General features: G+C 50.8%; 15 protein-coding genes and 1 pseudogene. 7 read left to right on the top strand and 9 right to left on the bottom strand.

Translation table 11 applies throughout. The features are described from left to right. The 4 genes from VFS25_RS20115 to VFS25_RS20100 all read right to left on the bottom strand — a co-directional run. On the bottom strand, window positions 1-409 hold a 409-nt coding region (locus VFS25_RS20115; RefSeq protein WP_326463972.1), incomplete at its 3' end, for a class I SAM-dependent methyltransferase. A 104-nt stretch (window positions 410-513) separates the two neighbouring features. Further along, window positions 514-1,191: a DUF3823 domain-containing protein gene (locus VFS25_RS20110; protein WP_326463971.1), complete on the bottom strand. Its 678-nt coding sequence runs from the start codon at window positions 1,189-1,191 to the stop codon at window positions 514-516. 6 nt (window positions 1,192-1,197) lie between these two features. Further along, window positions 1,198-3,084 carry a RagB/SusD family nutrient uptake outer membrane protein gene (locus VFS25_RS20105; protein ID WP_326463970.1) on the bottom strand — a complete coding sequence of 629 codons (1,887 nt, stop codon included), beginning with the start codon at window positions 3,082-3,084 and terminating at the stop codon, window positions 1,198-1,200. An 11-nt stretch (window positions 3,085-3,095) separates the two neighbouring features. After that, the gene (locus VFS25_RS20100; RefSeq protein WP_326463969.1) at window positions 3,096-6,290 is read right to left on the bottom strand and encodes a TonB-dependent receptor; all 3,195 of its coding nucleotides are present in this window, start codon (window positions 6,288-6,290) and stop codon (window positions 3,096-3,098) included. A 359-nt stretch (window positions 6,291-6,649) separates the two neighbouring features. On the opposite strand from VFS25_RS20100, the gene VFS25_RS20095 reads away from it, so the two are divergent. Beyond that, on the top strand, window positions 6,650-7,714 hold the full coding sequence (locus tag VFS25_RS20095; protein ID WP_326463968.1) for a PLP-dependent aminotransferase family protein: 1,065 nt from the start codon (window positions 6,650-6,652) through the stop codon (window positions 7,712-7,714). Window positions 7,715-7,774: 60 nt separating this feature from the next. Here the strand turns inward: VFS25_RS20095 and treA are convergent. Together treA and VFS25_RS20085 are read right to left on the bottom strand one after the other, a co-directional pair. After that, window positions 7,775-9,301: pseudogene (gene treA, locus VFS25_RS20090) on the bottom strand (alpha,alpha-trehalase TreA); the annotation flags it as partial. Window positions 9,302-9,354: 53 nt separating this feature from the next. Next, the gene (locus tag VFS25_RS20085; protein ID WP_326463967.1) at window positions 9,355-10,002 is read right to left on the bottom strand and encodes a response regulator transcription factor; all 648 of its coding nucleotides are present in this window, start codon (window positions 10,000-10,002) and stop codon (window positions 9,355-9,357) included. Between the two features lie 384 nt (window positions 10,003-10,386). On the opposite strand from VFS25_RS20085, the gene VFS25_RS20080 reads away from it, so the two are divergent. Then, window positions 10,387-10,569 (top strand): hypothetical protein, encoded by a 183-nt coding sequence (locus VFS25_RS20080; RefSeq protein ID WP_326463966.1) that lies wholly within the window; start codon window positions 10,387-10,389, stop codon window positions 10,567-10,569. A gap of 106 nt (window positions 10,570-10,675) precedes the next feature. Here the strand turns inward: VFS25_RS20080 and VFS25_RS20075 are convergent, their stop codons facing one another. The 3 genes from VFS25_RS20075 to VFS25_RS20065 all read right to left on the bottom strand — a co-directional run bounded on the left by VFS25_RS20075 (window position 10,676) and on the right by VFS25_RS20065 (window position 12,768). After that, window positions 10,676-11,413, bottom strand: coding sequence for a sensor histidine kinase (locus VFS25_RS20075; RefSeq protein ID WP_326463965.1), 738 nt, complete (start codon window positions 11,411-11,413; stop codon window positions 10,676-10,678). Window positions 11,414-11,546: 133 nt separating this feature from the next. Further along, a complete protein-coding gene (locus VFS25_RS20070; protein ID WP_326463964.1) occupies window positions 11,547-12,155 on the bottom strand; it encodes a hypothetical protein in 609 nt (202 codons plus the stop codon). A gap of 82 nt (window positions 12,156-12,237) precedes the next feature. After that, on the bottom strand, window positions 12,238-12,768 hold the full coding sequence (locus VFS25_RS20065; RefSeq protein ID WP_326463963.1) for a hypothetical protein: 531 nt from the start codon (window positions 12,766-12,768) through the stop codon (window positions 12,238-12,240). Window positions 12,769-13,582: 814 nt separating this feature from the next. On the opposite strand from VFS25_RS20065, the gene VFS25_RS20060 reads away from it, so the two are divergent. From VFS25_RS20060 to VFS25_RS20040, 5 genes are read left to right on the top strand one after another with little or no spacing between them, the layout of a single operon-like run. Continuing rightward, the gene (locus VFS25_RS20060; RefSeq protein WP_326463962.1) at window positions 13,583-14,191 is read left to right on the top strand and encodes a TetR/AcrR family transcriptional regulator; all 609 of its coding nucleotides are present in this window, start codon (window positions 13,583-13,585) and stop codon (window positions 14,189-14,191) included. A 47-nt stretch (window positions 14,192-14,238) separates the two neighbouring features. Next, the gene (locus tag VFS25_RS20055) at window positions 14,239-15,501 is read left to right on the top strand and encodes a TolC family protein (RefSeq protein ID WP_326463961.1); all 1,263 of its coding nucleotides are present in this window, start codon (window positions 14,239-14,241) and stop codon (window positions 15,499-15,501) included. Between the two features lie 34 nt (window positions 15,502-15,535). Then, on the top strand, window positions 15,536-16,435 hold the full coding sequence (locus tag VFS25_RS20050) for an HlyD family secretion protein (RefSeq protein ID WP_326463960.1): 900 nt from the start codon (window positions 15,536-15,538) through the stop codon (window positions 16,433-16,435). Between the two features lie 3 nt (window positions 16,436-16,438). Continuing rightward, on the top strand, window positions 16,439-17,371 hold the full coding sequence (locus VFS25_RS20045) for an ABC transporter ATP-binding protein (RefSeq protein ID WP_326463959.1): 933 nt from the start codon (window positions 16,439-16,441) through the stop codon (window positions 17,369-17,371). Between the two features lie 3 nt (window positions 17,372-17,374). Next, entirely contained in the window at window positions 17,375-18,115 is a 741-nt protein-coding gene (locus VFS25_RS20040) for an ABC transporter ATP-binding protein (protein WP_326463958.1), read from the top strand. The last annotated feature ends 272 nt before the right edge of the window (window positions 18,116-18,387 follow it).

The following is an 18,387-nucleotide window of genomic DNA, read 5'->3' as shown; positions in this document are numbered from 1 at the left end:
CCAGTAATTGCAGTGGCTCCTGCCAGAAGTAAAGGGTGTTAATGGTATATATCCCGTCATAAAAATTACCCGCATAGGGCAGGTCCAGGCCATTGCCCAGGGTAAAGGATGCCCTGCCGTTTGCAACCAGCGCTGCATGCTGCTGCATGGCCTGCTGCACCATGGTGGTTGAAATATCAATGCCGTAGTAGGTAATGCCGGGCGCGCGCGACAGCAGGTAGGGCACATAACCCCCGTCTGCAGGGCCAATTTCCAGCACCGTATCATTTTCCCTGCATTGCAGCAGGTCAATGGTACGCTGTATAAGGCCGCCGTTATTCACCTTCATGTTAGCGGCTACCTTAATGCCTGTTTCACCCTGTGGATTGCTAAGCTGCCGGGCTATGCCCTGTAAATCTGTTTCGTTCATCCTGTAATTTTCCCGCGGTTTATTGCTATGCTGCACCGCCGGATCAGCGCTGCCGTTTACGGTAAGCGGCCCGCTGCCCGGCGGCTGCAGTATAGCAGCTGTTGTTATTGAAGATCTATTTTCTGTGGCTGGTTATATAACATCTCGGCTATGCCGGCTGTTTTTACGCCTACGCGGGCATATACATACCCTTTGGCGGAAAGAGACGGCGGTATGGCCACGGTTAAGGTAACCGGCTGTGTAATATCTGTAATGTCTGCGGCTGCCACAGTGGCGCCGGCCACGCTGTTCACCTGGTCTACAATAGTGGTGGAGCCCAGGTACACAGATACCGCATCCAGCGGAAGGCTGTTGTTCACCTGCTGTATGGTAACGGTGGCGGTTATATCAGACCCGTTCTGCGCCAGGCTGGCGTTGCTGATAACAAAGTAAGGCTCTACCGGCACCTCAATGCTGGTATGGCCGCTTACCGTAACATCCAGCGAATCTGAGTTATTTACCCAGGGGCCGTTACCCCTTAGCAGCACCAGCTTGTAGCTGCCGTCGAACAGGGAAACGGAAAAAGTGCCGTCCTGTGCAATATACACGGGTATTTTGGAAAACACCTCATAACCGTGCTGCCACAGCTCCAGCTGCACCCCGTTGGAGCGCAGGCCTACCGGCTGTTTATCGTACACCACCTGGCCGGTGAGGGTTGATTTGGGCTCCTCATAATTATCTTTCTTACATCCTGCTGTGATTAACAGCAGCAGGGCTATACCTGTGATAATGATCCGTTGCATAATAATTTATTGAAAAGGATTTTTAACAATTTTCGGGTTGTTGTTGATCACTGCCTGGTCTATGGACGAATAGTAATTCCCGAGCTGGAAGAACCTGGGCGCGCGGAAACGCGGCGCTATCATTTTTACGAATACGTATTTCCCGTTGCGGGCGGCATCGCCGGGGCGCACTACCCGGTAGGGGTACAGGGCATAGATCATGGCGTTGGGATTGCCTACGTTGCCGTTCCACAGCTTGTCTGCAATGCGCCAGCGTTTCAGGTCCCACAGGCGGTGGTTCTCAAAGGCCAGCTCTACGCGGCGCTCGTTTTGTATGCGCGCCAGGGTGAGCGTGGTAAGGCTGTTAGGGCCAAAACCTGCCCGTTCCCGGATGGCGTTAATGTAGGTGAGCGCTTCGCCGGTAAGGCCCAGCTCAAAGGCGGCTTCGCCGGCGTTCAGGTAAATTTCGCCCAGCCGGAACCATACCCACCATATATCGCTTTGTATGCCGCGGGTGCTGGTGCGTGCGCCGGGGTCAATATACTTGCGCAGGTAAAAGCCGGTGTTGGACACTTCCTGTATGGAACGGTGGGGGCCGGAGGCGCCGGTAAGCGTTTTCCCGTCTGTATAGGTGGTATTAAGGTCGCTGCCTTCTATTACATCGTAGGCATTGCGGCCGGCATTCCATGCCATTACACCTGCCTGTATGCCCACAGGCAGCCCCTTAAAGGTGGTGCCGGGGTAAATAACGGTGCCGTATAAACGGGCATCCTTATTGGTAAATATGTCCTGGATGTTGGTGTAGTAGATATAGTCGCTGTTATCGGCGTTGCGGGTTTTAAGCGCGCCGGCGCTGCCGTCAAGGTACTCATAGCTTTCCACCAGGTTCAGGGAAGGCGTTACGGACGATGAGCCCAGGTTGTCTTCCCGTATGCCGCGTACAATGTTGTCATAAGAGAACCAGTGCCGCTTTTGCGGGGTCAGGAAATCCTTTACAAATATCACTTCCCTGTTGCCGGATTTTTTGGTGATGGCTTCGTAGAAGTTCTCACCCGGGTCAGGGTTTACCTTATATAACGTGTATACGCCGCTGTTAATGATCTCGCGGGACGCTTCCAGCGCCTTGGTATAATATTCCGTGGCCCTGGAGGCAGGTATGCCTACCTCACCGCCGGGGGTGCTGATGGGGGCGGGCATCTGGTTATTATATTTTGCGATGGAGCCGGCATACAGCATGGCCCTGCTTTTCAGCGCCAGGGCAGTGTATTTGTTGGCGCGGGAAACGTTGCCGTCGTTGCCAAGATCGTCTTTGATGGCGTCTACTTCGCTGGCTATAAAATCATATACTTCCTCTTCCTTGGCGCGCGGCACCTGCAGGGGCGTTGCGTCGCCGCTGTAATCGTAAACAAGCTGCTGGGTTACCAGCGGTACGCCCCCCATTCTTTTTACCAGCTCAAAGTAATCGTATGCGCGCAGGAAGCGCAGCTCTGCGGTAAACTGTTTCTTTTGCTCATCGGTGAGCTTTACGGCATATTGCGCAATGTTGTCCAGCGCCAGGTTAATATCCCGTATAAAGGAATAGTTCCAGAGCCGCCAGCTGTCGAAGCCATACGCGGGAATGTTATTGCGCCCGTCCTCATTGGATTGGCCGGACCACATGGCGTCGTCAAAATTGGCCATGTCGCGCCATTGCGCTATGCGGCCGTCGGCGCCGTCATTAATATCCTGCAAGCCGGTTTGGGTAGGCAGGCGGTCATAGAAATTAGCAAGCAGGGCTACTATCTGCTTGGGATCGTTCCAAACCTGCTCTTCCAGCAGTATGGTGCGGGGCTGCCGCTCCAGCCAGTCTTTTTTACAGGCGCCGGCGGTAAGCAGGCAAAGGCCCATCAGCAGGTATTTATATGTCTTTTGCATAACGTTCATCATTAAAGGGAAAGATTAAAACCAAAATTGTACAGGCGCTGCTGCGGATATACCAGGCCGTTAGTGGCGCTGATTTCCGGGTCTATCTCATACTTTCTTACATTGTCTATAGAGAACAGGTTGGTGCCATTCACATACACGCGCAGCACATTAATGCCTACCTTTTGCAGCCAGGCTTTGGGAAGGTTATAACCCAGCTCCAGGTTTTTAAGCCGTATGTACCGCACATTGGTGATCCAGAAGTCGTTGGTCCGGTAGTTCACATGCGTGGTATTGTCTTTCCGGATAGCGGGATAGGTGCCGGCAATCCATTTGCTGTTGGGATCGTACGGGTCTTCGCGGTGCCACCGGTCGGTGAACATGTAGGCAGGGGAGGAGCCGTTGTTCTGGAAAGGATAGCGCAGCTCCCAGTCGCGCAGGTACGATTGCATGGTGGCGCCGGCAAAGTCAAAGCGCAGGGTAATGCCTTTGTAGGCCACGCTGCCGTTAATGCCAAAGCTTACATAAGGCTGTGCGCCCTGTGCATAGCCAATGGGCCGCTGGTCCATATCGTTGATGATTTTGTCGCCGTTCACATCCTGGTACTTGAAATCGCCGGGCAACTCGGTGCGGTTGCCCTGGCCGTCGTTATTGATCTCATAATTGTCAATTTCTTCCTGCGACTCAAAACGCCCTACCACATGGTAACCCCAGGTAATGTTAGACCAGCGGTCCTCTACGGAGTTACGGTACTTATCCCATACATTGCCAAAGCGCGGCTTGTAGGTGCTTACGCTTTTCAGGCGGGCATAAGTGGCGTTTACGCCAATGGAGTAGTTCACCTGCCCGGTTTCGCCGGTGTAGGTAACCATGCCTTCTATGCCGCGGGTGGCGTCTGCGTTCAGGTTCTCGTTAGGCAGGGTATAGCCTACTTCGCTTGGCAGCAGCACGTCATAGCGGGCAGCAGGCAGGCCGGTGCGTTTACGCTGGAACACATCTACCTGGCCGCTGAGCTTATTATCCAGCACCGTAAAGTCAAGGCCTATATTGGTGGAGCGGTTTTTTACCCATGACAGCTGGGTGATGGGCAGGCCGCGGGGCCGTATGCCTATCACATAAGCGCCGTTCAGCACAGAGCCGCCCTGGTTAAAGTTATAGCCGGCCAGGTAGCTGAAAGGAGTGGGAGGATCGCCGTTGGGGAAACCGATTTCGCTACCGGTTTCGCCGTAGGAGGCCCTTATTTTCAGGTCGTTCAGGAAGCCGAATTTGCCTTTCATAAACGGCTCTTCAGAAATACGCCAGCCCACGGACACGCCGGGGAAAAAGCCCCAGCGGTGGCCTTTGGCGTACAGGTAAGAACCATCATACCGGCCCAGTAACTCCAGCAGGTACTTTTGCTTGTAGTTATAGTTGATCCTGCCTATATAACCGGCACGGGCCTCCGTAGTCCATTCATCCGACAAATAATCCTGCTCGGATAAGTACTGCGTAGGAATGTAGTTGTTAGTAGGAATGGTATGCACCACGTAATAAGAGTTGTCATAATCAGACCGCTCATATGCCGCTACCACAGATAAGGCATGGGGGCCAAATTGTTTGTTATAGCTTAGCTGGAACTGCCCGAAGCGCGATATTACATTCCGTTTATGCCGCTCGCGCCAGGGGTTTTGGTTACCAAAGCCGGGCTGTGTAACATAGGTATCGGTATTGGGATCGTACTTGTAAGCATCCCAGGTATATTCAAACCCGTCGTAATCCTCATTCATATAGTTGTACGAATAAACACCTTTGGCGGTAAGGCCAAACTTAAAATCGTACTGCGCATTCAGGTTTACGTTAATGGCGCGCCACCAGTCGTCCAGGTACCCGGTTACATCATCTTTATAGGTGGCGGGATTTACGTTTACGTTATGCGTTTGATTAATATAATTGGGATTGTCATTGGCGTAAGGGCTTTCCGTGGGCCACATGCTGAAGATGCTCAGGAAAGGATTAAAGTAATCATCCAGCCCCGGCACGCCCACATTATGCGTTTTTTCGAGCCGTGCGCTTATTTGTGTGCCTACCTTTAAACCATCAGCCAGGCTGCTTTCCAGGTTGGCCTGCAGGTTAGTACGTTCAAAGCTGAAATCCCGTACAATCGCATCCTGCTTAACGCGGCTTACGGAAAGGTAGTAGGTAGAGCGTTCCCCGCCGCCGGAAGCATTTGCGCTCAGGTAGTACTGCGGTACATTGGGGCGCAATACCTCTTTATGATAATCATAGCTCTTATAGCCTTTTTCAGTGCCGGCTTCCCATTTGGCCAGCTCTTCCGGCGAGTAGAGCAGCGACGGGTCACGGCCCAGGTTCTGCTCCGACTCTACCAGCGCGCGCACATACTGGCCGGCGGTGGCGGGATGCGGGTAACGGGTAAAGTTCTGCAGGCCATAATAGCCGGAAATATTAATGTTTGGCTTGGCGCCGCGTTTTCCTTTTTTGGTGGTAACCAGCACCACGCCGTTGGCTGCACGTAAACCGTAAATAGACGCAGAAGCGTCTTTCAGGATGGTAATGCTTTCAATGTCCTCTATCCCCAGGCTGTTAAACACATCCTGCCCGGAACCTTGTGTAAAGCCAAAAGCCGTAATGTTTGAATTGCCGGTATAGGGCACACCGTCTATTACATACAGCGGGTTGCCCAGGTTGCGGATCTGTATATTGGTGCCGCGGCCGGGCCTTGCATCCGGCGCACGTGCGGTAAGCCCCGGCATTTTGCCTACCAGTGCAGCCGATACAGTAGTAGCAGGCGTACGCACCAGGTCTTCCGATTTTATGTCGCTTACGGCGCCGCTCACCGTGGCTTTGCGCTGGGTGCCGTAACCCACCACTACAATGTCTGTTAAGCTGTTGGCAACCTGGTTTAGTCGTATATGCAGGGTACTGCTGCCGCCTAATACCATTTGCCGGCGCTCGTAGCCGATGTTGGTAATAATAATAGTGTTGCCGGGAGCTGCCTGCAGGGTAAAGGCGCCATCCTGCCCCGTAATAGCGCCGCGGTTGGTGTTCTGTATTATTACAGAGGCGCCGGGTACCGGCTGCCCGGTTGAATCTGTAACAGTGCCGCGGTAAGTTTGCACATTGCCCTGTTGTGCATAGGCAGGCAGTATGCTGATGCAGGCCGCTACCAGTGCCCACGCCAGTAACCGCTTCCTGTGCAGGAAGTGTAATAGTAATTTCATAACGCTGGATTTAATTTAACAAGTAAAGGAAATACAATGCCTTTCGGGGTTGCTGCCCCGGTAGACAATCATTTTTGCTATGTAACTTTAAACTGTCAGGTGAAACATACAGGCGGAGGCTGCTTGTCATGAAGCACACACCTGGGTTCAACGGTTTGGTTGCGGAATGGACTTCTCATACGGGAATTTTTTGATGCTGATGAATAATATTAGCCCGGGCTGATAGTACTATATAACGTGGCTTTTATGGAGTTGCATCCATATATAGTAAAAGTAAAAAAAATAAATGTCAATTTTACACTTTTTATAAAAAATAAACGGGTTAGTCCAAATCTTTTATTTTTGAACAATTTTTGTTTATGCCAGACCTCAGATTAAACTACCCTTCGATAAAGCAGGAAGCCGATATTTTTCAGCAGTATGTAAGCGGGTTAACAGCACAGGAAAAATATGCCTTGTTATACCCTGCGCCAATGATCCCGGATGCGGCCTCCCTGGAGCGGCTGGGCGCCTGGCTGCATTTGCAGCCGGACATGCTGCATCAACAGCTGGATGTAACTACTACCTGCAGCGGCAACAGCGCGGGCCATTGCATACTTGCTGTTTTGAAGGACCGGGAACATACCGTAGCGATTGAAACTTTTACCTACAATAATTTTAAACTGGCGGGCCAGGCCCTGGGCTACCGGTTCCGCACGATTGATTGTGATGAGGAAGGGATGATGCCCGACGCGCTGGCGCAATACCTGCAAACCGGCAGCTGCCGGCTGGTATATGTGCAGCCTACGGTGCATAACCCTACCTGCAGCGTTATGAGCCTGCAACGGCGGGAGGCTATAGCTGCGGTGGTGCGGTCTTTTAACGATGTTTACCTGGTTGAGGACGATGCCTACCGTTTCCTGCATGCTTCGCCGCCGCCCACATTTTTAGCGCTGATGCCGGAGCGCACCATTCATGTTTGCAGCTTTTCCAAAATATTTAATCCCTTTTTGCGGATTGCATACATTCTTTACCCTAAAGGATTGCTGCAGGGGATTGATCCCATTATACGCATTACTACCAGCGGCAGCTCGGCCCTGTTCAATGCTTTTGTGCAGCACCTGCTGCAGCATGCACTGCTGCCGCCTATTGGCGCTGAAAAGCGGCGGATTGCCATAGCGCTGCATGAAAAGATCACTGCTATTTTTGAAGGACTTGACTACCGTTTATTTCCCGGCAGCTATCATATGTGGGTAAAGCTGCCGGCGCATTTGCCGGCCAACGTTTTTGTACCGCAGATGAAAGCAAAAGGCATTGATGTAATGAGCAGCGAAGATTTTTCCGTGCATGGCAACCAGGAGTACATCCGTATTGCGATGGGGGCTGCCTGGAGCTCGCCGGAGCTGATACCTGCTTTGGAAACGATTGCAAAGGGTTTGAGGTAGATGATGTTGTAAAAGCTCCGTCTTTAGCGCGCTTTCATCTTCCGGCAGCTTATACATATGCAATAGTTTCAGCAGCACTCCGTTGGTCCAGCCAAAGCCGTCCTGCGTGGGATATTCCCCGCCGCCGGCCACCAGGCTGGTATCGGTTACATTGTACTTTTCCATAAGCTTTCCGGTAGTCTTATACACCCGTATATTCAGGGCGGCCCACCGCTGCGCAATTTCCCGGGCCAGGGCAGCGGCGCCATAGTTTTCAAGTCCCGCAATGGTGATCCATTGCAGCGGCGCCCACCCGTTGGGCGCATCCCACTGCTGCCCGGAGTTTACCAACGTGGTTGTTACGCCGCCGTTTTTCAATAAGCGCTTGCTGATGACCTGCTGTATGGCAGCAATATGCCCGGGAGAGGCTGCTTTTGTAAACAGCGGGTACATGCCGGCCAGGGTAATGGCGGTGGAAGGACGGTGCTTTTCCAGGTCATAATCTACATACCAGCCCGCGCCGGCCGACCAGCAGTATTTTTCTATGCCGGCTTTGCGCTTTTGCGCCGCCTGTTTATACTGTGCTGCTTTTTGCGGGTTGCCGGCCAGCTGCTGCGCTTTGGCCAGGGTTAGCTCCAGGTGGTACAGCAGTGCGTTCAGGTCAACCGGCACAAACTGCGTTACGCGAATGGTGGAGAGGTCTTTACCATTACTGAACCAGCGGCTGCTGAAATCCCACCCGCTTTCCGCGCCGGAGCGCAGCTCCCGGTAAATGTATTTATTGCTGCTGCGGGCAGCTACAGCCACATCCTCCTTATAAGCTTCCTGGCGGGGAATATTATCCTGGTCGTAATAGCGGTTCAATAAGCTGCCGTCCGGCATTTTTACCACATGTTTGGTGGGAGCTGTTTTATCCATCCAGTAGGCATATTCCTTTTCCAGTTCAGGCAGGTAGGTGGTATAAATACTGTCGCCCTTATGTTTGGCCAGTATACCCAGCATCAGGGAAAAGAAGGGGGGCTGCGAGCGGCTCAGGAAATAGGTGCGGTTGCCATTGGGAATATGGCCGTAACGGGTAAGCAGGTACGCAAAGTTTTTGATCATGTTTTCGATAATGGTAATGCGGTTGCTTTCCTCCAGTCCCAGCATCGTAAAGTAGCTATCCCAGTAATAGATTTCCCGGAAACGTCCGCCGGGTACAATGTACGGATAAGGCAGGCTTAGCAGTGAGCTGTAAGGCAGCGCATGCGTGGTATCGCGCTGCAATACGTTCCACAAGCGGTTTATATGGGCGGTAACAGCTATTTCCTGCGTGCTGAAAGGAGCGGGGGTGTTAATGGAGTCCGGCAGCAGGAAATGTTCCATTACAAAGGCGCGGAGCGGAGCGCTTTTGGTGGGTTGCCCCGCTGCCTCATAGGCGGCCATTACCTGTGCGGGGCTTTCCCTGGGCACGGCATCTACAAATGTTTTATTGTCGGGGAAAATACCGGACAGCTGTACGGCTTTAAAAAGCGGCCCGTAAAGCTGGTCCGGCGGCTGCGGGGTTTGGGCGGTTAAGGTGGCTGCACAGCTCCATAAAGCAAGGAGTAAGCTTAATGTTTTACGCATAGCATATGGTTAGTTGATCCTGAATGTACAGATGGCGCCCGGGGGGCAAATATTCAAAGCAGCTCCTCTTCCCGTATGAGGTTGTGCTTTAAGGCAAATACCACTACACCGGCGGTATTTTTTACGTTCATCTTTTCAAGAATACGGGTGCGGTGCCCTTCCACGGTGCGTTTGCTCAGGAATATCTTTTCACCGATCTGCTGCGCGGTATATTGCAGGCAAATGAGCCGGATGATCTCTTTTTCACGGTCGGTAAAGGTAACCTGTTCTTTATTGCGCACCGGGTTGAACCGGCTTTTTACGATCATGGCGGCCAGCTTGGCCGATGTTTGTTTGCAGTAAAATATATTATCGGCGTACACCTGGGCAATGGCTTCCAGTATCTCCTGCTTGTCGGCATTTTTAAGCAGGTAGCCTTTTGCGCCGGCTTCCAGCATTTCCACAATCAGGTCTTCCTCATCAAACATGGAAAGCGCAATGATCTTCAGCGAAGGGTGTTTTTGCAGCAGCAGGCGCGTAGCGGTAACGCCATCCATGCGGGGCATTTTAAGGTCGGTCATTACAATATCGGCAGGTATATTTTCCAGCATGTCTACCAGCTCCTGCCCGTCGGCGGCCTGGCCTACCAGCTGGATATCGGGCTGCCTGGAAAGCATCAGCGCCAGTCCGTCCCTGAATATCTCGTGATCATCTGCTATCAATAATCTGATTTTTTGGCCCATTGTTTTCCGGAGTAGGTATTATGCTGCGTTGAAAATTTACGGCCCCAAGCAATAATCAACAGCAGGCAATTGGCAGTACGTAAAAATGCAGGTTGAACCGGGAACTGCATACTGTGAACTATCAGGGTATTGGGGTAATATCAATGCCGTTTTTGCGGTGATAAATATACAAATTTCCGGTAGTTTTTAGTGCCTGTGGGGCTTTTTTCCTCACGCTGAGGAAACGGGGCTTTCAACGTACCGCTGCTGAGGGAAGTGGTTAGATTGGTGTGGATTGCAAATAGTAAAATGTGGAATATAGATTATATTCGTGACATGCCTGTGATAACATTGCCCGTTGATGAAAGAATACACTGATTATCTATGAAGAACTTCCGTGAAAAATATCTATCCAGCATTTATTCCGGTGCTTTTATGACCGTTTTTATGATTGTAGCAACGGTTGCATTCAAACACGCTTTTTCCGGCGGCCTGGTGATAAAAAGCATTATTGCGGGCATTTTGTTCGGTATATTTGCCCATTATTTTCTACATAGGCGTCAATAGCTGCCGGAACACTCCTTTTTACCAGTCTGTCTTTCAACTGCGGAAGATCCGCTGAATTCTTCCGAACACAACGTGTAATGTCACCGTAAAGCCTATCGGGCAGTACTCACGCGGGTATTTTTATCAGGTAGTTGGTGCCCTGCCCCGGAGCCGACTCAATAGCCAGTGACCCGTGCATAATATCTGTTCTGATTTCCAGGCTTTTCATGCCCAGGCCCGTGGAGTTGGCTTTTGCCTTTTTTACATCAAACCCGGCGCCGTCTTCCCGTATCAGCAGCAGCAGCAGGTCGTCTTCCCGGTTCAGGGATATTTGCAGCTGCCGGGCCTGCGCGTGTTTAAGGGTGTTTTGTATTATTTCCTGTACAATGCGGAATATGTGGATGGCCTTTTCCGGCTGCACCTGTATGTCGCCGCCGGTGCGCAGCTCAATATGCAGGGGCTGCTTTTCGCTGATCTGCTGTATAAACTCGCGGATGGCTTCTGTAAGTCCTTTGCGCTCCAGGGCATTGGGCAGCAGGTTATGGGATATTTGCCGCAGGTTGGCGATGGTTTCATCAATGTACTTGCTGGAACGGGCTATGATTTGCCGGTCATTTTCCGTTTGCACCTCAATGCTGTTAATGAACAGCTTTACGGTGGAGAGGAGGGGACCGGCGCTGTCGTGCAGGTCGGTGGCAATGCGTTTACGTTCGTTTTCCAGTATAGTGATCTCCGCGGTAATACGCTCCCGCTGCAGCTTTATATAGCGCCGGTGGTATAGTATGATAGATACTACAAAAAAAATGATGATGATTGCAATGAGCAAAGAAACAAAAACGGTCGTATAAAAGATCTTATCTCCCATTGTTTTGCAGTTGTAGAGAGTAAGCGTTCATAATTAATAATGAAGAATTAATAATGAAGGACTGGCACAGGTACTGTAGCGCATTTTACAGCTGCTTCTTAATCTTTTCTGCTTTTTCTTTTTTACTTTTTACTTACTCAAAATGCCTGTTAAAATAAAGATCGTTCTTTTTTTCGGGGATTAAAAGGGCGGCCACGCCAAAAAGCAGGTTTACCGTAGCGTTCATATAGTTGAACAGGTCTATTATTTTAGTGGCGGCTGCCGAATTGTTCTTCCCAATAAAGTAAGCGGCATCGTAAATGATCTCATATACACAATAAATAATCAGGCTGATGCAGATCAGGAATTTGGCATTAACGAAAAGCGACTTTCCATCCTGCTGTACAATCATGTAGTTGATCTGGTTAATGCAAAGCAATGTTACCACAAAGCAATATGAAACCCTGAATACCAGCGCAAAATCCTCTATTTTCCCGAAGATGATGTTCTCTGTGATCCAGGTAAGGGTGAAAAAGGCCAGCAGCAGGTAAAACCAGCGTTTTCTATGCCGGAGAAACCCCCAGGTATGAAATTGAAAAAGTAATATGATACACTCAATCAAACCGTAAATGTTAATGGGAACATCTGTTCTGGCATGAAAGCCCATTCTGCAAATAAAGCTGATGGCTTCAGCAGTGAAGCCCATCAGCAATAGTAAAATAAAAGGATAGTAGGTGCTATCGATTTTAGGAAAACGTATCACCCCTATTATTAAGGGGATCAATATGGTTTGACTGATCAAAAAACTAACTATCGGGTGCATGGATAGATATTGGTTATTAGGGTTATCTGGATAGCTTGCTGGCATTACATGGCGGCGGATCGCATTGCTGGCCTTTTTCCATGGCTTGTGCGCCATCCTGGGCGCCTGCCGTGGCGGTAGCAATACCGGGTATGGCGGCTACCCTGTCTTTGCCGTTATCTACCAGCCGCGTAATAATATCGTTGCCCCTGGAGTCAATAGGCACCAGTACCAGCCGGGCAACGCCTGCTGCATCTGTACCATAGTAAATGCGGATGCCCTGGGCATCTTTCTGGTTTAATAAAACAGCAATGGCATCCCGGTTAAAAGATTCTGCGCTGGGCAGCCTGAGTATGCGGTTAAGGCTGTCGCCGCTTTTGGCTACAATTGCGGCCAGCCTGGTGCGGGTAGCCCGGAAATTCCTGGTAAGGCCGGCTGCTTCGTCAATTGGAATAGTATGTAAAGCGGCCTTTTGCGGATCAAAGGGAATGGGACCTTTTTGAGGCGGCCGGCAGGCATTTAACAGGATAATAGCCACCAGCGCGGCATGGTAAGCAAAGCGGTGTTGTTTCATGAGTATTGAGGTTTTTTGGTGAACTGAGCTGCAAAATAGCCGATATGCCCTACAAACCCTTTGGTAAAAGTGCCTGAAAAAAACAGGTATAAATACGTAATCTTTTCAGGAGTTATTTCGCTTGTCCCCGGGGCCGGCCATTAATAATTTTGTGATGGTAAAGGCGATTGTACTCTTCTCTGCATATAGCGTTTAACCCCAAAATGCGAAGGCTGCAAGCGATAGAAGCTGCCGCACCTTGTTTGTTAACCTTTTTAACAAGATAACAAAAAAAAGGTTTAGAAAGCACACAGCCCGGTTATAGTTAGCCGGGCTGTATTTGTTTAGAGCCCAGGGCTTGTGCACTTTGCCCAAACGCGGCAATTGTAATTGTGGGCGTTTATTTTAATATGCTTTGTTCAATGCATAGTTTTTCGCCCTTTATTTTGATGCTCCTTGTCCAAAGTTCCAATTCCGGCCTGCACCCGCCTGTTTGAATGGCTATGGGGCGGTATCAGGCGTATGGGCTTTGGTTAATAATTATACGTTACCTGTCGCATCACGCCGGGCAAAGGGCCGTCATCTGGAACTTTGGGACAGCGGGGTGCAGGCATGGCGGTGTGGCGGCAGGGTGTCTGCAGGCGCTGGAATGTTAGTACGCTTGCCATACCATTCAACCGGATTTTTTATCTATAAGCCCTTATTAAAAGCAATACCTGGCAATACTTAAGCAATACAATGCTTACCCTTAAAACCAACCTTCCCCAAAAAAAATTTTGCAGGCTCCAATCTTTTTATACCTTTGCATTAACCAAATGGTTGAACCAGTTAGTTTATGTCCCAGGAAAGGAATACAGAAGAGCAGATTATTGCGGCGGCCAAAAAAATATTTTCAGCAAAAGGACTGGCTGGCGCGCGTATGCAGGACATTGCAGATGAAGCGGGCATTAACAAGGCCATGCTGCATTACTACTACCGCAGTAAGGAAAAGCTGTTTGAAATGGTGTTTAACGAAGCCCTGGACCGCCTGCTGCAGCGGCTAAGCAATGCCATTAACACTAACCTGCCCTTAACGGAAAAGATCCGTGAAATTGTGCGCAGCTATATTGAAGGGTTAATGGAAAACCCGCATGTGCCTTTATTTGTGCTGAACGAGCTGCAGCAGCAGCCGGAGCTGCTGATCAAACAGTTCAGGTCCAAACCCAGCTTCCCGAACATCCAGCAGTTCCTGATGGAAATAGCCGTGGCGGGAGAGAAAGGGCTGATTAAAAAAGTGAGCCCCATACAGCTGATGCTCAACATCCTTTCTATGTGCGTATTTCCCTTTGTAGCTAAGCCACTGGTAAAAGGCGTTACAGGTATAGACGAAGTGCAGTTTAAACTGCTGGTAGAGGAAAGGAAACAGTTTGTAGCCGATTTTATTTTGACTGCCATTCAGCCATAGTTTTTTTGCTTCTGAATTAACCAAATAGTTAAATAAAATAGTTAACAATGAAGTACATCGTTTGGGTGTGGTTGTTTATTCCCATGCAGCTCTTTGCACAGGATAGCACGCTGCTTACCCTGGAACAATGCCAGCAGATGGCCCGGGAGCATTATCCCCTGTTGCGCCAAAAGCAGGTGCTCGACAGCATTTTACAGCTGCAGGTAAAGAATACCAACACCGCCTACCTGCCACAGGCAGCACTGAACGGACAGGCCACTTACCAGAGTGATGTGACGGAGATACCTTTCAAAGTGCCGGGTGTGAACATACCGGAGTTTTCCAAAGACCAGTACCGCGCTACCATTGATGTAAACCAGCTGTTGTATGATGGCGGGGCCACCCGCCGGCAGCGGGAGCTGCAAACCATCCAGCAGCAAACCGCGCAGCAGCAGGTGGAGGTAGAGCTGTACAAGGTAAAGCAGCAGGTAACCCAGGCCTATTTCAGCGCGCTGCTGGCGGCAGAATATATACAGGCGGCGCGGCTAACGCAGACGGACCTGCAGCAGCGCATTGATAAGCTGAACGCCGGGGTGCAGAATGGTACGGTGCTGCCTTCCAACGTAGATATGCTGAAGGCGGAGCAGCTGAGAGCCGGCCAGCAGGAAATTTCCGCAACGGCCTCCCGCAACGCCAGCCTGGCCGTATTACAGCTGCTCACCGGCTACCCCGCCGCCGGCGCTGTAAAGCTTACCCTGCCCGGGGCAGCGGTAAATACGGACACGGATACACTGGCGCGGCCTGAGCTGCAGCTGTACCGCCTGCAGGCCGCCACGCTGGAACAGCAGGCCAGGCTAACGGCCACACGCCCCCTGCCAAAGATCAGCGCCTTTGTACAGGGCGGCTATGGCCGGCCGGGGCTGAACATGCTGAAAAATGATTTTGCCGCATTTTACCTGGGCGGCATCCGGCTAAACTGGACCCTCTGGAACTGGCGCTATAACCGCACGGAACAAAATATCCTGCGGCTGCAGCAGCAGAACATTAACCGGCAAACGGAAACCTTTACCCTTAATACCCGCGTACAGCTTGCACAGCAGCAAACAGAAATAGACCGGCTGGAGCAAACGCTGGAAAAAGATAACGATATACTAGCCCTGCGCACACGGGTAAAAGAAGCCAGCGCCGCGCAGCTGGATAACGGCGTAATTACCGTGCATGACTACATTACCGACCTGAATGCCGTGATGCAGGCCCGGGTTGATAAAAGCACCCACCAGGTGCAGCTGGCCCTGGCTCATATCAGCTACCAACTTATAAAAGGATATTAAACATATGCTTCCAGTACTTAAAAACACCGTTAACATGCGTATTACACTGAATGCTGTCATACTGGCCCTTACATTATTTTCCTGCCGTTCCGGCGATGATAACGCAGACGCCTATGGGAATTTTGAAGCTGTGGAAACAATCGTTTCTGCAGAAGGCACCGGCAAGCTGTTGGCCTTTGGGATAGAGGAGGGTATGACCCTGCCGGCCGATACAGTGGTTGGCTGGATAGACTCCACCCAGCTGTCGCTCAAAAAAACACAGGTAAAAGCCAACATTAAAGCAGTGCTGAGCAAAATACCGGAAGCAGCGCCGCAGCTGGCCGTGATCCGTGAGCAGATAGCCGCACAGAAACGGGAGCAGCTGCGCATACAAAACCTGGTAAAGGCCAGCGCCGCCACCACCAAGCAGCTGGATGACATTAATGCGCAGGTAGCTGTGCTGGAAAAGCAGTACCGCTCCCTGGCATCCACCCTTAACACACAGGTGAGCGGCTATAGCAGCGAAACACAGCCGCTGGAAGCGCAGGTGCTGCAGCTGAACGACCAGCTGCGCCAGTCGCGCATTGTAAACCCCGTGTCCGGCACCGTGCTTACCAAGTATGCGGAAAAAGGAGAGGTAGTGAACTATGGCAAACCGCTGTATAAAATAGCAGACCTTTCCTCCCTGCTGCTGCGGGCTTACATAGGCGAGGAGCAGCTGGGACAGGTAAAGATCGGCCAGCAGGTAACTGTGCGCACCGATCTGCCGGAAGGTAAATACCAGGAGTGGCCGGGCACCGTTACCTGGGTATCGGCCGAAGCGGAGTTTACACCCAAGGAAATACAAACCAAAGAGGAAAGAACCAACCTGGTATATGCCATTAAAGTAAAGGTGCAGAACAACGGCAGCCTGAAAATAGGTATGCCTGCCGAGTTGAAACTGCCAAAACCCTGATACATGAACACACCCATTGTAGTACAGGACGTACACAAACATTTCGGGGATGTAGCTGCCCTGCAAAACATTTCCTTTGAGGTGAAGGCCGGGGAGCTGTTTGGGCTGATAGGGCCGGATGGCGCCGGGAAATCAACGCTGTTCCGCATTCTTACCACCCTGCTGCTGGCCGACAAAGGACAGGCCAGCGTGAACGGGCTGGATGTAGTAAAGGACTACAGGGCCATCCGGAAAATAGTAGGTTATATGCCCGGCCGCTTTTCGCTGTACCAGGATCTTACCGTACAGGAGAACCTGGATTTTTTTGCCACCATTTTTAACACCACTGTAAAGGATAACTACGGGCTGATAGAAGATATATATGTGCAGATAGCGCCTTTTAAAGACCGGCCGGCCGGCAAGCTTTCGGGCGGTATGAAGCAGAAGCTGGCGCTTTGCTGCGCCCTGGTGCATAAACCTGTTGTACTGTTCCTGGATGAGCCTACCACCGGTGTAGATCCTGTTTCCCGCAAGGAGTTCTGGGAAATGCTGCAACGCCTGCGGAAGAAGGGGATTGCCATACTGGTGTCTACCCCGTACATGGATGAAGCCATGCTTTGCGAGCGCGTGGCGCTTATACAGAACGGCAGCCTGTTAAAGATTGATACGCCGCAGCATATTATTGAGCAATACCATAAATCCATGTGGGCTGTACGCGCCAAACGCATGTACCCGCTGATACAGGACCTGCGCGCCTTCCCGGAAACAGATACCTGCTACGCCTTTGGCGAGTACCTGCACCTGACGCTGAAGCATGGGGAGGCCGACCTGGACAAGCTGCATGCTTACCTGGCGCCCAAAGGTCATGAGGACTTTGCCATGCATCCCATACAGGCCGGTATTGAAGATTGTTTTATGGAGCTGATGCAGGGCGCCGCAAAAAAAGAAAATCATTAAGCCATGCAACCCATCGTAACCAAAGCGCTTACAAAGAAATTCGGTGATTTCATCGCCACCAACGCCATTACGTTTGAGGTAAACGAAGGAGAGGTGTTTGGTTTCCTGGGCGCTAACGGCGCCGGTAAAACCACTGCCATGCGCATGCTCTGCGGCCTGCTGCGGCCCACCAGCGGATCGGCAACAGTAGCGGGCTTTGATGTGTACACACAGGCCGACAAGGTAAAGCAGCACATCGGATATATGAGCCAGCGGTTTTCACTATACGAAGACCTGAAGGTGAAGGAGAACATTCGCTTTTACGGCGGCATTTACGGCCTGCGTACCAGTGTGATTAAGGAAAAGACCCAACAGCTGCTGCAAAAGCTGGAAATGGAAAAGGAAGCCGACCTGCTGGTGAGCGAGCTGCCCCTGGGCTGGAAACAGAAGCTGGCTTTTTCCGTTGCCATCCTGCACGACCCGTCTATCGTGTTCCTGGACGAGCCTACCGGCGGGGTAGACCCGGTAACGCGCCGCCAGTTCTGGGACCTCATTTATGAAGCTGCCAGCCGCGGGGTAACGGTATTTGTAACTACCCACTATATGGATGAAGCCGAGTATTGCGACCGTATATCCATTATGGTAGACGGCCGCATACAGGCCCTGGGCACTCCGCGTGAGCTGAAAGCGCAGTTCCATGCACAATCTATGGATGAGGTGTTTTTGCAGCTGGCACGCGGCAAAATAATTAATAATGAAGAATGAATAATTAATAAGGATGGAGGAGATAAAAATGTAAAATCTAAAATGTTGAATGTAAAATGTGAAAGGAGGAAGGCCGGGTGTAAAAGGTAGGATATAAGAAGTAAAAGGTAAGATGTAAGATGTAAGAAGAGAAAGTAAATAGATATAAAGATAGTAAGTAAGATATAACCAATGAATTAATAAAGGCAGTATGCTTCCAAAGTAACACCGCATTTTTAATTCGTAAATATTCGCATTCATGATAATTTTCAAAGGCACTCATGAATGTTTCA

Origin of the sequence: Chitinophaga sp., from assembly GCF_035761305.1 — a bacterium.
GTDB lineage: Bacteria > Bacteroidota > Bacteroidia > Chitinophagales > Chitinophagaceae > Chitinophaga.
This window is presented reverse-complemented; position numbering and strand designations above follow the sequence as displayed.